The organism is Aeromicrobium sp. A1-2 (genome assembly GCF_003443875.1).
Classification (GTDB): Bacteria; Actinomycetota; Actinomycetes; order Propionibacteriales; family Nocardioidaceae; genus Aeromicrobium.
On sequence record NZ_CP027482.1, the window covers coordinates 1,596,046 to 1,610,108 of the forward strand.

General features: G+C 64.5%; 15 protein-coding genes. 9 read left to right on the plus strand and 6 right to left on the minus strand.

Features of this window, described 5'->3' with window-relative positions; all coding sequences use genetic code 11:
* The first annotated feature begins 53 nt into the window (after nucleotides 1-53).
* The 5 genes from C6I20_RS07780 to C6I20_RS07800 are packed head-to-tail and all read left to right on the plus strand — an operon-like array spanning nucleotide 54 to nucleotide 5,456.
* Complete coding sequence (locus tag C6I20_RS07780; RefSeq protein ID WP_118395435.1) at nucleotides 54-449, plus strand: hypothetical protein; 396 nt, start codon at nucleotides 54-56, stop codon at nucleotides 447-449.
* Nucleotides 446-1,978, plus strand: coding sequence for an ATP-binding protein (locus C6I20_RS07785; protein WP_118395436.1), 1,533 nt, complete (start codon nucleotides 446-448; stop codon nucleotides 1,976-1,978). The genes C6I20_RS07780 and C6I20_RS07785 overlap by 4 nt, the downstream gene beginning before the upstream one ends.
* A gap of 6 nt (nucleotides 1,979-1,984) precedes the next feature.
* Nucleotides 1,985-3,097, plus strand: coding sequence for an ArdC family protein (locus C6I20_RS07790; protein ID WP_118395437.1), 1,113 nt, complete (start codon nucleotides 1,985-1,987; stop codon nucleotides 3,095-3,097).
* Nucleotides 3,094-3,699 (plus strand): hypothetical protein, encoded by a 606-nt coding sequence (locus C6I20_RS07795; protein ID WP_118395438.1) that lies wholly within the window; start codon nucleotides 3,094-3,096, stop codon nucleotides 3,697-3,699. The genes C6I20_RS07790 and C6I20_RS07795 overlap by 4 nt, the downstream gene beginning before the upstream one ends.
* A complete protein-coding gene (locus C6I20_RS07800; protein WP_118395439.1) occupies nucleotides 3,696-5,456 on the plus strand; it encodes a type IV secretory system conjugative DNA transfer family protein in 1,761 nt (586 codons plus the stop codon). The genes C6I20_RS07795 and C6I20_RS07800 overlap by 4 nt, the downstream gene beginning before the upstream one ends.
* An 8-nt stretch (nucleotides 5,457-5,464) precedes the next feature.
* Here C6I20_RS07800 and C6I20_RS07805 read toward each other — a convergent pair whose 3' ends face one another.
* Together C6I20_RS07805 and C6I20_RS07810 are read right to left on the minus strand one after the other, a co-directional pair.
* Entirely contained in the window at nucleotides 5,465-7,408 is a 1,944-nt protein-coding gene (locus C6I20_RS07805) for a DUF262 domain-containing protein (protein WP_118395440.1), read from the minus strand.
* A complete protein-coding gene (locus tag C6I20_RS07810; RefSeq protein WP_162891203.1) occupies nucleotides 7,405-8,763 on the minus strand; it encodes a DUF262 domain-containing protein in 1,359 nt (452 codons plus the stop codon). The genes C6I20_RS07805 and C6I20_RS07810 overlap by 4 nt, the downstream gene beginning before the upstream one ends.
* Before the next feature lie 180 nt (nucleotides 8,764-8,943).
* Between C6I20_RS07810 and C6I20_RS07815 the strand changes: the two genes are divergently transcribed.
* The 4 genes from C6I20_RS07815 (at nucleotide 8,944) to C6I20_RS07830 (ending at nucleotide 11,760) form a co-directional block, all read left to right on the plus strand.
* Nucleotides 8,944-9,384 (plus strand): single-stranded DNA-binding protein, encoded by a 441-nt coding sequence (locus tag C6I20_RS07815; RefSeq protein ID WP_118395442.1) that lies wholly within the window; start codon nucleotides 8,944-8,946, stop codon nucleotides 9,382-9,384.
* Nucleotides 9,385-9,387: 3 nt separating this feature from the next.
* Nucleotides 9,388-10,020, plus strand: coding sequence for a hypothetical protein (locus C6I20_RS07820; RefSeq protein ID WP_216823026.1), 633 nt, complete (start codon nucleotides 9,388-9,390; stop codon nucleotides 10,018-10,020).
* A 133-nt stretch (nucleotides 10,021-10,153) separates the two neighbouring features.
* Entirely contained in the window at nucleotides 10,154-10,474 is a 321-nt protein-coding gene (locus C6I20_RS07825; RefSeq protein ID WP_118395443.1) for a hypothetical protein, read from the plus strand.
* Complete coding sequence (locus C6I20_RS07830) at nucleotides 10,474-11,760, plus strand: hypothetical protein (protein WP_118395444.1); 1,287 nt, start codon at nucleotides 10,474-10,476, stop codon at nucleotides 11,758-11,760. The genes C6I20_RS07825 and C6I20_RS07830 overlap by 1 nt, the downstream gene beginning before the upstream one ends.
* A 13-nt stretch (nucleotides 11,761-11,773) precedes the next feature.
* Here C6I20_RS07830 and C6I20_RS07835 read toward each other — a convergent pair whose 3' ends face one another.
* Genes C6I20_RS07835 through C6I20_RS07850 form a run of 4 tightly spaced genes read right to left on the minus strand, consistent with a single transcriptional unit; the run spans nucleotide 11,774 to nucleotide 13,962 of the window.
* Nucleotides 11,774-12,079, minus strand: coding sequence for a helix-turn-helix transcriptional regulator (locus C6I20_RS07835; RefSeq protein WP_118395445.1), 306 nt, complete (start codon nucleotides 12,077-12,079; stop codon nucleotides 11,774-11,776).
* 16 nt (nucleotides 12,080-12,095) lie between these two features.
* A complete protein-coding gene (locus C6I20_RS07840; protein ID WP_254052296.1) occupies nucleotides 12,096-12,494 on the minus strand; it encodes a type II toxin-antitoxin system RelE/ParE family toxin in 399 nt (132 codons plus the stop codon).
* On the minus strand, nucleotides 12,484-13,683 hold the full coding sequence (locus C6I20_RS07845) for a site-specific integrase (RefSeq protein WP_118395447.1): 1,200 nt from the start codon (nucleotides 13,681-13,683) through the stop codon (nucleotides 12,484-12,486). The genes C6I20_RS07840 and C6I20_RS07845 overlap by 11 nt, the downstream gene beginning before the upstream one ends.
* Nucleotides 13,684-13,698: 15 nt before the next feature.
* Nucleotides 13,699-13,962, minus strand: a complete 264-nt coding sequence (locus C6I20_RS07850) for an AlpA family transcriptional regulator (RefSeq protein WP_254052297.1) — start codon at nucleotides 13,960-13,962, stop codon at nucleotides 13,699-13,701.
* Nucleotides 13,963-14,063: the final 101 nt, after the last annotated feature.

Genomic DNA, 14,063 nt, shown 5'->3' on the forward strand with positions numbered 1-14,063 from the left:
CCTCGACCCGCCCGGCACACCTCCTTCTTGACCAGATCAAGAAGGAGGTCCCGATGCCCACGTTCGAAAACCCGGCTGTAGATGCGACTGAAGCCGAGCAAGCGTTGCGCGGTCTCGTGCACGCCACCCGACGTATCGACGCCCCCTCGCAGATCTACGGCGTGCTCGGGTCGTTGTCACAAGCAGTCGCGTCCTTGAGCCAAGCCCTGCATCAGATCGGGTCGTTTCATGACGAGCATGGAGCCCGCACTGACGCGACGATCATCGACCCGCGACAGACCGGCGCCGCGTACCGCGCATCCTGGGACTTGCACCGTGCCGCAGAGATGCTGACCAGTGTCGGCAAGTCCATCGACAGCGCCCACACGTCCGAAGCGACGATCATCTACCAGCCACGCCACCTCGCAGCACCGAGCCATGGGCACGCCACCAACGAGTTCTCGCTGTGATCGACCGGGACGGGTCGCGACTGCACAGCACGGTGCTGGTTGCCCCGAAGCGTGAGCGACGTCGCGACCGCAAGGCCCGCAAGCTCGCTGCCCGTGACTTGTTGGCTCGTGACCGCACGGAGCACAAGTCGGTAGCAAAGGCGAAGGCCGATGCCTTGGTCGCCGAACGGAAGGCGACCGTCTCGCTACCCAAGGCCGGTGAAGCCGGGCCCGCGTCGTTGCGATCACCTGGCAGACTGCGACTGCCCCGTCACCAAGACACCTCAGCAACCCTTGCGGGGGCCTACCCGTTTCTCGCCGAGGGAGGGCTCGGCAGTGACGGCGTCTTCGTCGGCCAAGACATGTACTCGGGCAGCTCGTTCGTCTACGACCCGTGGGTGCTCTACGCCCGCGGCCTCATCACCGCCCCCAACGTCGTGTTGACCGGCATCGTCGGATCCGGGAAGTCGTCGCTGGCCAAGAGCCTCTATACCCGGTCGATCCCGTTCGGGCGGCGCGTCTACATCCCCGGCGACCCGAAGGGGGAACACACTGCAGTCGCTGACGCCGTGGGCGGTCGAGCAATCGCACTCGGCCACGGGATGGCCACCAGGTTGAACCCCCTCGACGAGGGACACCGCCCGGGCGGCATCGACGACGCACAGTGGATCGCGCAAGTCACCGCACGTCGCCGCGACCTACTCGGCGCTCTCGCCGAGACTGTGCTGGACCGTCGGCTCTCACCTTTGGAGCACACCGCGATCGACATCGCACTCGCCGACGTCGTACGCACCGCAGAGGTACCGGTGCTGCCGCTGGTCGTGGATCGACTTCTCGAGCCCGACCCTGCAACGAAACCGGACAGCAGGCTTGCCGAAGACGGACGCCTTCCCGGACACGCGCTGCGCCGGTTGGTTGCCGGCGACCTTGCCGGGCTGTTCGATGGCCCCTCGACCGTGCGGTTTGATCCGACGCTGCCGATGATCTCCCTTGACCTCTCGCGCGTCACCGAGAACGCAACCCTGGTCTCGGTGCTGATGACGTGCGCGTCGGCGTGGATGGAATCCGCGCTCCTGGACCCCAACGGCGGACAACGCTGGGTCGTGTACGACGAAGCATGGCGACTCATGTCGCACCCCTCGCTGCTGCGACGCATGGACGCCCACTGGCGCCTCGCACGGCACTACGGGATCGCAAACATGCTGGTGCTCCACAAACTGTCCGACTTCGAAAATGTCGGCGACTCCAGCTCCGCGATGCGAGCCTTGGCGTCCTCGCTGCTGGCGAACGCCGAGACACGAGTGGTCTACCGCCAGGAATCCGACCAACTCGGAAGCACTGCATCCGCCCTAGGACTCACCGGCACCGAACAGTCCCTGCTGCCCACGCTCGGCACCGGGCAGGGGCTGTGGCGGATCAAGCACCGCTCCTTCGTTGTACAACATCAACTGCATCCCGCCGAGTTGGAATTGTTCGATACGGCGGGCCGAATGACCGGAGTCGCCCCGAACGCTGCTGCGCACCTGACTGAAGACACGTCAGGGAGGTGAGCCGCGATGCGGCACCAGACACGCGAGGCGCAGGAAGTCCGGGAGGCGAAGCTCGATGCGCTCCACACGAAGCTGACCGAGTCGGTCGGCGCGTTGGTCAGCGGTGAGGACTGGCGCCGTGCGTTGGAGTTCGCGGCACGGTTCCGTTCCCGGTCGTTCAACAACACGATGCTGATCTACATCCAGCACAACGAAGCGTTCCAGCTCGGGCGCGTACCGGCGCCGATTCCGACGTACGTGGCGGGGTTCAAGCAGTGGCAGACGCTTGGGCGCCAGGTGATGAAGGGCCAGTCCGGGTACGGGATCCTCGCCCCAGTCACCGCTCGGTTCGCCTCCCGCACCCCACGCAACAACGATTCATGGCGCCGCCTCGGTCGCGGGGAACGCCCACAACCCGGCGAGGCCACCCGAACAAAGATGATCGGCTTGCGGCCGGCCTACGTGTGGGACGTGTCCCAGACCGACGGCGAACCGCTGCCCGAGCAACCGGCGCCCACACCGTTGTCCGGACGTGCTCCCGCCGGTTTTTGGGATGGACTCGCAGCCCAGGTCGAAGCCCACGGGTTCACCCTTCAGCAGGTCTCTAATGCTGGGTCGATCGGTGGCGCGAACGGGCTCACCGACTTCACAACCCGACAGGTGTCGGTACGTATCGACATGGACGACGCTGCACGGGTCAAGACGCTGGCCCACGAACTGGGGCACGTCATGCTCCACTCCCCCGACGCCCGTGGCGCGACCTACGACGCGGCGGTCGATGCTGCCCTGCACCGTGGCATCGCCGAGGTAGAGGCCGAGTCCGTGGCTCTCATGATCGGCGCTGCTCACGGACTCGACACCACCTCCTACACCGTCCCGTACGTATCGAGTTGGGCCAGCAGCGTCCCAGGCACCGATCCCGTCGAGGTTGTACAAGCAACCGCTGAGCGGGTCCGTACGACGTCCCTGCGCATGCTCGACAAACTCGACACCGCCCAAGTCGGCGACGGCGACCCTCCCGGACTCGTCCGGGAAACGTCGCAGCGCCAGGCACCCGCCCGTCAGGCTCCGACTCGCGGCACGGATACGCCCGCGGTGCGTCCGGCCGACGAACAGACCCAGCAGGTGGTCGGACTATGAGCCTGCTCAACCCCGCGACCGCGTACCGGCGATCCACCAACAGGCCGCGGATCCCCGTCGTCCTGCCGTTGGTCCGCGTCGACGTAGACAAGGACGGCCTGCTCGACGTCGCGGTCGACGAGGTCCCGTTCCTCAGCCAGGACGCAGGCGGGGAGTCTCAGCTCTCTCGTGCTGGACTCCGTCCGCTGCTCGACCAGATCGCAACCGAGCACGACTCGGCCTTGCGGGTCGAGATCCACGAACCTGGCGGCAAGGTATTCACCGACTTCCACACCCCTGACCCAGCACCCGGTAGCAGCACTCCGATCCCTACGGTCACGTCGCCTGCCCACATCGAGGACGCAGCCGGTCGTCGTACGACGTTGACGGCCAAGATCGGGTCGAGCGAGGTGATCGGAACTGGATTCGCCGGTGGCGAGGAGATCACGATCGCGGTCGTGATCTATCGCCAGCAGGCCAAGGCGGACGGAACCATCGAACTGAACCTGCCCGTCGCGCTTCTCGAACGACACAGCGCTGACGTGGTGTTGGTCGGCGCCACCTCCGGAGCCGTCAACGTCACTCAACGCAAAGTACCCGAGTCTGTCCGTGAGGCGTCATGAACGGCGGCGCGCGACCACTTGATGACACCCTGGTCAACCTTGCGCTCATCGCGATCGCAGGACTCGGCGTGGCGGCCGCGGTCCTGCGGCTCGCCGGCACCGTGGCTGCATGGGTGATCGGGGCTGAACAACCCGATGCTGGCTGGTCGGCAGGCTTCCGTGTCCTCGGCCATCCAAGCGACCCCGGCCGAGCGCTCGGAGCCGAGATCTCCGCGTGGTCCTACTGGGCCGTACTCGTCCTCATGCTCGCCGTCGGCTCGACGTGCGCCATCGTGATGTGGCGCCGCATCGCGGCCCTTCGGCACACGTCGCAGCATGACCCACGCCGGCTGATCGGGACCGCTACCCGCCACGACGTCGTGAGCACGGCATCGAAGAAAGCCCTCCTACGACGCAGTTTGACGCTGCGACCGAGCCTCGACCACGCAGACGCTGGCGACGTCGGCTATCTGCTCGGGCGATCTCGAGGCATGGAGATCTGGGCCTCAGTCGAAGACTCGATCCTGGTGCTCGGCCCACCCCGTTCTGGCAAGGGCCTGCACGTGGTCATCAACGCCATCCTCGATGCCCCCGGCGCAGTCGTGACCACAGCAACCCGACCCGACAACGTCGCCGCCACCATCACCGCCCGCCAAGAACACGGCCCCGTGGCCGTGTTCGACCCCCAACGTCTGGCCGAAGGACTCCCCGCCGGGCTGCGCTGGTCGCCAGTCCGAGGCTGTGAAGACCCGCTGACCGCAATGATCCGCGCCACCGGCCTCGCCTCAGCTACGGGCCTATCCGCCGGTGGCGTCGAGTCCGGTGGGTTCTGGGAAGGCAAGACCCGCACCGCACTCCAGGCACTGCTGCACGCAGCGGCACTCGATCACCGAAGCCCGGCCGAACTGTTTGCCTGGACGCTGTCACCGTCTTCCGCGGCAGATGCCGTGGCGATCCTGGCTTCCCACTCGGGCGCCGCGACCGGGTGGGGAGATTCGCTGGATTCGATGATCCATGCCGACGCACGTACCCGCGACTCCATTTGGATGGGCGTCTCTCTCGCACTGTCCTGCCTTGCGGATCCTCGTGTGCTCGACGCCGTCACCCCACGGGCCGGCGAACAATTCGACCCAACTGAGTTCCTCAGGGGAAACGGCACCCTCTACCTGCTGGCCACCGGCGCCGGTGCTGGTGCCTCGTGGTCACTGGTCGCCGCGTTCATCGAAGACCTCGTCGAGACCGCACGCCGACTCGCGGCCCAATCCCCTGGCGCACGCCTCGATCCACCGCTGCTGCTGGCGCTCGACGAGATCGGCAACCTGTCACCGCTGCCCTCACTGCCGGTGCTGATGGCCGAAGGCGGCGGCACCGGGATCACGACGATGCCCGTCCTCCAGTCCCTGTCCCAGGTACGGGACAAATGGGGCGACCACGCCGCCGGCGCGATCTGGGACGCATCCATCGTCAAGATCATCCTCGGCGGCACCTCGTCGGCACGGGACCTCCAGGACCTCTCCGCACTCATCGGCGAACGAGACGAAAGGACCGACACCATCTCCGTCGGCGACTACGGCTCCCGATCGCTACAACGCTCCACCCGCCGAGTCCCGGTCATGCCACCCGAAACCATCCGGACCCTGCCGTTCGGGGCTGGTCTCATCCTGCTGCGAAGCTCACCACCGCTCGTCACCGATCTGCGGCCGTGGACGGTCCGCAAGAACAGCGAGCGACTCAAGAAGCAGCGCAACAGTGTCGAGGACGCTTTGCGCCGAGCCTGACCGAAGTTTCAGCTGAGGATGCCGGCCCCGACAAGATCAGACCGCAGGATCTCCACCATCTCACTGTCGTGCTGGCGGATTGAATCACGAGTCCATTCCCCCGCAGTTCGGACTGTGGTGGCCATCAACTCGAGCTTCTTACTCTGACGGATGACCTCCGTCTTGTCCGCCTTGTGCCTTGGAAGCGCGTTACTGAACTTCGAGTTGGCGCTCACGCTCACGAGTGCGAGGTTTCCGAACATGTTCAATTCTGGGTGGTCCGGCAAGACTGCGTCCCATCCCAGATCGTCGCGGTTGGCATGCTGAGGAAAGAAGTGCTCTACGGAGGTTCTGAAGACGAAGGCGAAGGCAGGATCCTTCTGAAGCTGTGGGCTCGCGCCCTGAGCAAGCAGGTAGTCCAAGTAGGTGTAGACGATCCGCTCGATCTTGAATCCTGTCGGGCCACCTTGTCCAGGAAGTCCGTGGCTGACCTTGAGCCTGATGTACGCGCGGAGTTCTCGCACGATGATCTGCGCCCCCTCGACTCGGGACGTCTCAAGAACACCTGCACTGAGAACTCGGGTGATCCAATGCATCGTGCGAGGCGACGTATACGTGACTCGGAGGAGCGACTGAAGAAGCAGCACGTCCCGCGTTGCGTCGTCGGACGGTCCGCCGTCTGCCTCGTCTTGAGACTGAGCAAATGCAGGTGGGAAGCGCGCGTTGACCTTCGCCCGCCGGGCATGTCGAGAGACTGACTCACCACGAGTCAAGCGCTTCAGCGACCAAGCGCCGTCTTCCCCATTTGTTGCAGTGAACTCCCGCTTCAGGACGTAGTTGTCGAGTATGAACTTGCAGCTCAGCAGGGTCTCCGCGAATTGCTCTGCCTTCACCGATCGCTCGAACTCAGTCAGACTCCGGAACTCGTCTCCGAACTGCTTAATGAGTTTGCTGTCATCGAGGTGGCCGTCGACCTCTAGGTCGTCGATTCCGGCCGTTCGCATGACCTTGAGTGCGTGGAGCAGCAAATTCGGAAACCTGATCGTTGACTCGAACCGGCCGGCTTCGTCCTCATCGTCCAACGGGGGCTCGGGTGCCTGGGCATAGACCCGGAGAGCATCCCTGAGCACGAGCCCCTCGCTCCGGACTGCGACCTGATTATCTGCATCCGGACGCAGTGATGCAAGCTCGGTGAACGACCTGACTTTGAGCAGGTCCCACTCCGCGCCGAAGATGGCCTCGCGAAGCTCCGTGCTGCCCCGTGCGAGTGCCATCTGGATGTATGAGTCCATGTCCGCGCATGCATCCCAGATCCAGGCGAAACACGCTCGCTTCTCATCCACGTCCCCAGCATCAGATCGCAGGTAGCTCATCAGTCGCGCCTTGACGATGTCGACCTGCTCAAGCTGCTGCCCGCGCGTGTTCATGATCTCGAAGTACTTGTTGAGGTCGGTGTCGTCGGGGAGCGCGGCTCGGACGAGTTGGACCCCCTCCACCAAGAACGTTTTGAAGGTGTTGCGTTGATCGACGGAGAACCGGCGGATCCGCGCATCTATGATCTTGTAACCCGTCAGGATGCCCGAGCCCTCGTCGTCCTCCGAGTCGGAAATTCGTGCCAGCGCGTCGGTGGCTGATCGGCGCGAGGCGTAGATCAACTTCGCCTTGGTACCAACGTCAAGTCGCGAAAGAAGCATGAAGAGGGTCGTCAATCGCTGCTGACCGTCGACGACCTCGTAGGTGACATTCTTCGTCTCTGGCGATGCTGGCTTGGGAGCAACGATGAGGTTCCCCAAGAAGTACTCGGCGACGGTGTCGTCTTGAGCTGCCGTCCACACGTCGTCGATGAGTTGGTCGATCTGCTCATTCCGCCAGGAGTAGTTGCGTTGGTAGATCGGGATTTCGTAGTGCGCCCCCGCCTCCGAGAAGAGGTCTTCGACAGTGAAGAGCGTCGCGTCGAGTTGAGTGCCCATCATCCCCCCAGTCCGTTGAGGAAGGTCAAGAGGTCTTTCATATGGCCGGGGTCTTTGTCCCGTTCCATTACCTCCGTGTCTAGTTTGCGAAGGTGCGCTGGAACGTCTGCGTTTCGGATGAGGACGAAGGCGGACTTGCCGTCTCCGAGTTCCCTGGCGTGGTTGTTGATGGACACCATCTGAACCCGGCGAAGTTCCGTTCGAAGGGAGTAAGCCCAACGAACGAGAAGCCGCCTGGCCTCCTCGACGTCGCCGTCGCCGAACTTGTTGGTGTAGTAGAGCAGCGAGGCGAGATAGAGCTCGGAAACGTAGCGGAACTGCGACTTGGACGACTGTTCCTTGAAATTGGCGTCACTCGAGGCGTAAGTCTCCCATCCGTCACCGGCGTATCCCTCCCTCCGCAGTCGTTTGAGCTCCGATAGCATGAACGTCACCATCTCGAAGAAGGAGCCACCCGCCTGCACCGGCGCGTCGAGCTGGAAGCGAGTTCGCGCGGCCTCTCGGCCTGTATCATCTGACTGAGGCGACCACGCCGAAAGCAGCGGAACGGCCGCTTGGGCGGCCAAGTGGTACTTGGAAGCAGGAGTGGTTGCGCCTCGTGTCGTGATCCCCTTGAACACGTCCACATGACGCGGAGCGAACGCGGGTGCGGCCAGGCCTCGCGACCACTGCCGGATACGCCACAGGTAAGCAGAGAACAGTCGATCGAGATCGGCCTCGGCGACAGACTCCCAAGTCTCAACGAGGGCGGCTTTCATGGATTCGGTCTCCGAGCGCATCTCACGGAGGTGGTAGGCCTTCAACAAATCGTGCGGCAGAAGTGCCTTGCCGCGGTAGTTCTGCGAGTCGAAGACGCGAAAAGCCTCGTCAGGGTCATTCGTCTCGATCCGGATCAGCTCGCACCTCCCACGGATGAAGGCAGCGATTTCTCCTGGTTGCTCCAGGAGCCTGACCCTCGCAGCGAGCCGTTGACGGACTACAACGATCGGCGCTTTGGCGTCCTCGCCCGGTGCCGCAGCGGCATCGAGATCACGCCCAGCATGGGCGTCGTCCAGCAAGTCGAGCAAAATCGTGAGCGTCAGTAAGCGTTGCTGTCCATCGACAACGTTGAGTCGTTGCTCGTCCCCGTCCCAATGGAGAATCACGGCTCCCAGGACGTACGACGAAACAGATCGCGTCTCGCCAATGACCCGTGCGTCATCTGGACCCTTGCACGCCTCGCGGATGTCATCAAGGAGTTGCACGGCTGTCGCCGGCTCCCATCTGAACGGGCGCTGGTAAGAGGGAATGTAGAGAACCTCATCAAGCAGCTCGCCCACCGCGGCGCTGCGCACGCCCTTCTCACGCTCAATCGCCACGCCAAGCTCCTTCTCTCTGATTATGCCCTCTGAACAGCACCCATGACCAAACGTAGTGCGAGGCACCGACGCTGGAGCCGAAACTGGCTGCTACCGGTCGCAATCAGACGGACGGACCCGCACACCTGACTCCTGAGAGCGATCGCCGACCACGGCGTCGCGTGAGGTCAGGAGTCGACCATGACGATCCCAACGCAGATGAGCCTGCATGGCTTCATCGCCACCGCCCCCGAGTTGACGTACGGCAAGAGTGACGTCGCCAGGTTTCGTGCACGGGTCGGTATCGAGCAGTGGCATAAGGAATACGATGGTGCGTTCGCCAAGCTCGACCCGCAGTTCTGCGACATGGTGCTGTTCAAGCCATCCGCCGAACGTGCCTACGCGAGGTTCCGTGTCGGAGACCAGTTCGTCGCCTCGGGTTACGTCCACGAGTACGAGTTCGACCGCGACGGCACCACGATCCAGCACGAAGAGTTCGTTGCTCGCCGCATCGGGCACGACGCTGCTCGCACACGCTACGACGTCGACCGCCCCACTCCAGCCGTCGAACGCGAGGCCAGGCTCGAGTCTGGGCGTGAACCTGGCCGCCCCGTCGCGCCGCCTGCCCCGGTCGGACTCTGAGCCATGGCGTCGAAGTCGTCTGACGACTGGACGCAGCCCTCGGCGCTCGATCCGGGACGCCATCCGGTGTTCGACACCTGGGCAACGCTCGACACCCTCGACCAGGCCTCGGCCTCGACCGATGCCGCCGAGTGGTCAGAGCCCTTCGAGTCCTCGTCGCCGTTGGCCGAACCGCTGGGCCCGATCAACTGGAACACCCTCGGCGCCGACGAAGCCGAAGCCGAATGGCTCGACCTCAACGCCTGGGTGAACTGGCTCCGCGGCACCTACGGTCTCGCCCCGAGCGTGCTGCCGCCGATGTGGCACCGACACGACGAACTCGTGTGGGAGCTTTCCGCCCTGCACCTGCACTGGCTGAACTGCTACGGCCTCGATGCCTCGCCCTCCTCGCCGATGGGTTGGCATCGCGACTTCGCCGATGCTCGCAACCGGCTGCGTGACTGGGTCGCGGCCTGCGGCACCCGGCTGGACCGCGATCGCCCGACCCGGCAGACCAATTGGCCCGGCGAACCGGCCTTCGAGACCGGGTCCGAGTCCGAGGTGACCGACCGGGATGCCGACTTCGCCCAATTCGTCATGGAAGACGTCACCGCCCGCCGTCAGATCGAGGCCCACGTTGCACGACGGGCGTCCTGAGCACCCACGCCAGCGCAGGGGTTGTGGACAACCGCCGGTTCTCCACAACCCCACCAACCGGCACGGCGTCGCAGGGCCGGCACGGCGCACGGTGACGGTCTGCGCACCTGTTCTTCAACGAAAGAAACCCGCCATGCTGCTTGCTCACGCGGTCACTCTGGCCGAGGCCCGCTCCTACATCGCGGCCCTGGCCGACGAGGCAGCGACATTCGATGGATCGGTCGAGTACGAGCACGCGTTGCTTTACCTGGACCTCATCCACGGCGACGACATCCCCGCGCTCGACACCAGCGGATTGGCCGACAACCGCGCGATCCTGCACGCAATCGCCGTCAGTGCGGTCAAGGAACTCACCGACCACGGCGTCGACAAACTGCAGATCGAGCTGCTCCTCGACATGCTCGCCGTGGCCCAGGATCGCGACGATCCATGTGCGGACATCAGTGAGTTCTGATGTACGGCGACAACACTGCCCAACTCCGGGACGCGCTCACCTCTCTGATGCAACTGGGCCGCAACAGCCGCGGATCGGACGACCTGCCTGCCGATGCCATCCAGTTAGTCGGGTCATTCCGGCACAGCATCACCGTGTGGTGCCAACACGGCGTGCGAGCATCGAACCCCAGTACTGAACTCGGCGAGACAACACCGCGCACCCGCGGCCCGGCCGAGGAACTCCGCGTCCGGCTCGCAGAAGCGCGCGTCGGCTACACCGCTCCCCTGCCGACCGTGGAGCAGTTGGCCACGCCGCACCCGCATCACGTCGTCGACCTGTGGCGCCAAGCAGCCAGAGGTGCCGCTCTCGGCGAGCATGACTTTCCCGCCGGCCTCAGCTACGGCGATGTGACCGACGATCAGGCGATGACAGTCCTCAAGGACGCCGCCGAGACCACCCGAGCCCTGACCGGGCTCGACCGTCGCTACGCCACTGCCGTTTCCGGTTGGGAACCGATCGTCGAGGTAAATTTGCTCGGCCGGGCGGCCGTTGTCTGCGCCGCGCACGCCGGTTACGGCGAGCCTGACTACGCCGTCGACCGCCGCGGCTGGCGCCCACCCGTGCGCCTGGCCGACGGGCCGACTCTTCCCTTGCTGGGCGGGGTTCTTCAGGCCGAGAACAACCTCCTCGTGCGGCTCGGGTATCAACCCGACGGCCACAGCCTGCGGCTGATTTTGGACTCGCAGCGCATCGTCTCCCACCATGCTTCCAACCTCGCCCAAGCCGTGAGCGGCGGTGGTGAACTCGCCGCGAGGTGGGTCGAACGAGCCGAGACCTACACCTTGTTGGTCGACCAGACGCGCAACCTGCGCGGCCTCGTCGGCCACGGCGTTGCCGCCGCACAAGGCGCTCTGGCCGCAGCCCGCGTTCAGAACCTCAGCCCAAACACGCCGATCGAAGCGCGGGCACTGCGGCACCTCGACGCCCTCTTTACCCACATCGACCGACGCATCGCCGACACCATCGCGGCCGGCGCCGACGACCGCAGCTACCTCATGCGGATCGGAATCCCCCGCGCTGACCTGTCCGCCGGCGGCGCGGTTAAGCAACAGCGATCCCGCCACATCCCTCTCGAGGTACCGCCCGGCGCCCCGGTGTTGGACACGGCCAAAACCCGTCTGAGGCCGGAACCTGCTGAGCCGCATGTTCCGGTCGGTTCAGCACAGTCACGTGCGTCCTTCACCCGGAGCATCGATCCGAGCCAACGCCAGACGCTGCATCCGCTCTCAGAGTTGTCGCTCTGAGCGCGGAGACACCTCAGGCGATCTGGTAGGTCTCATCCCCCACGGTGACCTCAACCTTGAGGCTGCCGCCGAGAGCGTCGGCGTAGCGGCGCAGGGTGTCGACCTTGGTGAAGTCGACCTGGCCACGCTCGATCTCCGAGATCCGCTTCTGGCTGACCGAGAGCGTCTCAGCGACATCGGTCTGGGTAAGCGCCATCATCTCGCGCAGCTCACGGAGCTTGTAGGCACGGACCTCGGCGAGCATCCGCTTCATGTGTGCTTCCTGTACCTCAGGGTTGCCCGGCCGCTCTACGAGCAGGTCCTCCAACGTCTTGCCCATCTCAGTTCCAACCCTTCTACTTCTTCACCTGCGCCAGATGCGCGTCGTACCGGTCATCAGCGACTGGGATGTTCTTGCGGTACCACTTGTCCCAGCGCCCTTGCTTGTCTCCAGCCAGGAGCATGATCGCGTGCCGCTTCGGGTCGAAGGCGAACAGGATCCGCACCTCGCTCCGTCCGGACGAACCCGGCCGTAGTTCCTTCATGTTGTTGCGTCGCGATCCCACGAGGTTGTCCACCAGCGGTCTTCCCAGTCCCGGGCCAACGGTGGCCAGGATCCGGATCGCCGCAATGATCTGGTCGTAGGTGTCGTCGTCTGCCCCCTTGAGCCAGTCTTCGATCAACTCCAGGTCGACAACCCAAGAATACCCTTTTCCATCTACAAGGAAAAGGGTATGACGTTCGTCATTCATCATCCACCTTCCCTGCACGCGGTGCGAGCGATTCAAGGATCTCCGCGGTCACCGGATTCACCTTCTCGTCCGGCTGGATGTAGTAGGTCTTGGTAATCTCGGACGACGTGTGGCCAAGCATCTCGGCCGCAAGTTCCGCTCCGCCCGCCCGGTCCAGCACTGTCGCGACGGTGCGCCGGAAGGAGTGCGGCGTGACGCCCGTGATCCCCACTCCGTCGAGGATGCTGCGCAGCCGTCGCCGCACGTTATTGGTCGTCAGCGGCGTGTGGTTTCGACTGAAGAAGATCAGGTGCTCAGGATCCTCCTCAGCGATCAACACGAGCCGGTCCCGCAGTACTTCAGCAGTGAAGCTCGGCACCGAGATGGTCCGGTTCGACCTCATAGTCTTGGGATGGTCCTGGCGGTGGGTGGCCCTCCCGTTGGGCGACACGATCGTCCCGCAGAGTCGAACCGTCGCTGGTGTGCCGGTGACATCGACATCGGTCTTGCGGATGGCGAGCACCTCACCGATCCGGGCCGATGTTCCGAGCATCACCTCAATGATCTGCTCCAACTGTCCATCTGGCTTTGGGCCGTTGAGACCTTCCTCGCGGCGCCAGGATCGGACGGCATGCCTGATCGCCTCCACCTGCGGAGCCGTCAAGGCCAGCGCCTGTGACGGAGGCGGCCTCAGACGCGATATTTCCCGCACCGGGTTCTCTCTCAGCGCGTCGTACCTGACGGCCAGGCCAAACGCGAGACTCAGCACCGTCCTGGCGTGCTTGGCTTTGCTGTAGCTCTGGGCAGATGCGAGCCGTTTGATGAACTGATCCACTCGACGTACCGAGATCTCCCTCAGTGCGAAGTTCGCGAACGCGGGCAGCACCAGATCACGCATGTCGCGCTCATAGAGTTCCCGCGTGCTCGGCGCGAGTCTCCCTTCGAGGTCGAGATCCTCCAGCCAGACCTCCACCAATGTCGTGAACGAGCTGTCGGCGGCGAGTTCGCCACTGCCGACGGTGTGATCCGCGCGGGCCGCGACGTTCTCCTTCAGCCGATGCTCGGCCATCTTCCGCGTGGGCGCCGTCGCCTCGACGCGACGCAGTTGACCGTCGTAGTCGCGGAAGCGGGTGCGCGCCCGTACATCGCCATTCGGCAACGCCGTGAACTCGATGTCACCAAAGGTCCCGACCGGGGTCCGCGGCCTAGCCATGGTGGTTCACCCGGCTCACGGCTCGGAACATGCAGAGGCATCGCGCTGGGCCTCGACCCACTGGGTCACGTCGCTCATCATGAACTTCAGATGGCGACCAATCCTGAGACCCCGTGGGCCATGTCCGCTCTGGCGCCAGTCGTAGATCGTCCGCACGGGTACGCCCAGATACTCGGCGAGTTCGCCGACGCTCAGCAGCGGTTCCAGACCGCTCAATGCCGTCTCGTGGGTGTTCATACCCATCAGGTGCGCTAGTCGCGCCGTAGCGGCCGGGGACATCCAGTAACAGTCGGCACCAGCCGCCGTGCCATTGTGTCTGCGCTCCGCAAGAAGGAGCAAAGTGGAGGGTTTCTGGGTGGTTGATCAAATCTCTAACGCTT

Bases quoted from the DNA above. Each gene is read 5' to 3' on its own strand.
- C6I20_RS07790 (WP_118395437.1), top strand. From the start codon at position 1,985: ATGCGGCACCAGACACGCGAGGCGCAGGAAGTCCGGGAGGCGAAGCTC.
- C6I20_RS07840 (WP_254052296.1), bottom strand. From the start codon at position 12,494: ATGATGAATGACGAACGTCATACCCTTTTCCTTGTAGATGGAAAAGGG.
- C6I20_RS07845 (WP_118395447.1), bottom strand. From the start codon at position 13,683: ATGGCTAGGCCGCGGACCCCGGTCGGGACCTTTGGTGACATCGAGTTC.
- C6I20_RS07795 (WP_118395438.1), top strand. From the start codon at position 3,094: ATGAGCCTGCTCAACCCCGCGACCGCGTACCGGCGATCCACCAACAGG.
- C6I20_RS07830 (WP_118395444.1), top strand. From the start codon at position 10,474: ATGTACGGCGACAACACTGCCCAACTCCGGGACGCGCTCACCTCTCTG.
- C6I20_RS07780 (WP_118395435.1), top strand. From the start codon at position 54: ATGCCCACGTTCGAAAACCCGGCTGTAGATGCGACTGAAGCCGAGCAA.
- C6I20_RS07850 (WP_254052297.1), bottom strand. From the start codon at position 13,962: ATGTCCCCGGCCGCTACGGCGCGACTAGCGCACCTGATGGGTATGAAC.
- C6I20_RS07800 (WP_118395439.1), top strand. From the start codon at position 3,696: ATGAACGGCGGCGCGCGACCACTTGATGACACCCTGGTCAACCTTGCG.
- C6I20_RS07805 (WP_118395440.1), bottom strand. From the start codon at position 7,408: ATGATGGGCACTCAACTCGACGCGACGCTCTTCACTGTCGAAGACCTC.
- C6I20_RS07835 (WP_118395445.1), bottom strand. From the start codon at position 12,079: ATGGGCAAGACGTTGGAGGACCTGCTCGTAGAGCGGCCGGGCAACCCT.
- C6I20_RS07815 (WP_118395442.1), top strand. From the start codon at position 8,944: ATGACGATCCCAACGCAGATGAGCCTGCATGGCTTCATCGCCACCGCC.
- C6I20_RS07825 (WP_118395443.1), top strand. From the start codon at position 10,154: ATGCTGCTTGCTCACGCGGTCACTCTGGCCGAGGCCCGCTCCTACATC.
- C6I20_RS07820 (WP_216823026.1), top strand. From the start codon at position 9,388: ATGGCGTCGAAGTCGTCTGACGACTGGACGCAGCCCTCGGCGCTCGAT.